This window comes from Candidatus Obscuribacterales bacterium (assembly GCA_036703605.1).
Classification (GTDB): Bacteria; Cyanobacteriota; Cyanobacteriia; order RECH01; family RECH01; genus RECH01.
Genome location: DATNRH010000381.1, coordinates 1 through 1,427, shown reverse-complemented (window position 1 = coordinate 1,427; position 1,427 = coordinate 1). Strand labels below are relative to the sequence as shown.

At 55.9% G+C, this 1,427-nt stretch carries 3 protein-coding genes; all 3 read right to left on the bottom strand.

Annotation, left to right across the window (positions count from 1 at the left end; genetic code table 11):
- On the bottom strand, positions 1 to 349 hold a 349-nt coding region (locus tag V6D20_07975), incomplete at its 3' end, for a GMC family oxidoreductase N-terminal domain-containing protein (protein HEY9815722.1).
- 376 nt (positions 350 to 725) lie between these two features.
- Complete coding sequence (locus tag V6D20_07970) at positions 726 to 1,097, bottom strand: HNH endonuclease (GenBank protein ID HEY9815721.1); 372 nt, start codon at positions 1,095 to 1,097, stop codon at positions 726 to 728.
- Positions 1,097 to 1,427: hypothetical protein (locus V6D20_07965; protein ID HEY9815720.1), on the bottom strand; the 331-nt coding region annotated here is incomplete at its 5' end. The genes V6D20_07965 and V6D20_07970, both read right to left, overlap by 1 nt.

Sequence of the window (1,427 nt, the reverse complement as noted above, 5' to 3'; positions counted from 1 at the left end):
CATCATAGGACCATCCTAAATTTCCCAGTTGCGCCCAGTGGTCATAGTCGCCCCGATTTCCTCTTACATACATTCCCCAATTGATCGAGCTCGAGCCGCCGAGCCCTTTGCCCCGGTTTAGCAGTATCCTACGATTGTTAAGGTTTACCTGTGGCTCCGAGCGAAAGGCCCAATCGAGGGGACCATCACTATGGTCAACGGATGCACCAAGTGCTGGAAGCAACGGGTTTGCCATTGCTTGACCTGCCTCCAGCAGCAAGACCTTGACCCCGGAAACGGCACTAAGGCGGTTCGCAAGAATGCATCCAGCTGTACCCGCACCGCAGATAACAAAATCGTATCTGTCCATTTTTTCGCTTTCCCAGAAGTGCAGGGGTCAACCCTACGGGCATTCTAGACTAAGTCTACTGTTTTGACTGCCCCCACAATGCCCTTTCCTCAAGATCATTCCAACCGCCCAAACGCATCTCATAGCCGTGCGCCAATGGCGTCGAAAGCCACAATCTTTGGGGGGAAGTTTTGCCACGCAGCGGGCGGCCGTTTTGCGGAAGCTGCAGTTCGCGCCATCGGGAACAAGGGCTGCTTAGTCCCGCAGAGCAGACCTTGTCATCCTCCCCGACCAACAGCTGCTTTTTGAATCTCATGATTGATCGAGAGGGCCCGAAGGCCCCCTCTGCGGGTGTGGCGGGTCTGCCCTTTTCCAGTCGTACAGGGCATGGGAACAGCTAGAGGAACCTGTGGTCGATCCCGTTGGCCCAGTTATCCCAGTCGTCACGCTGGTTATCCGCCCGCGTCCCCTTCTGAAGGTGTTCCGGGTTAATACACAGTCGATTATGACAGCGGTGCCGAATGACATCGTGGTAGCTGACCACCTCTTGATTCAAGGCGCAGTATATGAAGCGGTATGCTGCAAACTGCTGTCCCCGGAACCGTACCTTTCTCACGGTCGTGGTGTTGGTCACGATGCAGCCCTCTGCTGTCCGTGTCCCCTCGCTCACAAGGCGGTTGGCCAAGACCTCAGCCTCGTCCGCATGGTTCCCAAGGATGTCCATCCAGCGCTGTTCAGAGTCGTCAAGGAAGATGAAGTGTTGCGTCATTAATCAAACCTCCCCTCTCCCAAGTGATCACCAATCACCTCAGATGTCCCGTCTGGCTTGATGACGTTGCCGTCTGCCACGTGGAAGTCCGGTTTCATCCAGAGGACTCGAGCGTAGTCTTTGCCACCCCACTTCACTTGAGCTTGCCTCCAGCCGAGCTCCTGCATCATGTGGCGGGTTCGATTACCGTTCTGTCGCAGTTCCTTGGTGATGTGGTCCTGCACCCGGCTCTGAGGGATCACGTCTAACCCTTCTTCTCCCAAGTACTCTTCCAACTGCTCCAACATCGTCTCGCCCGACGTCCCGAGTAGCTGGCGCATCACAGGAGTT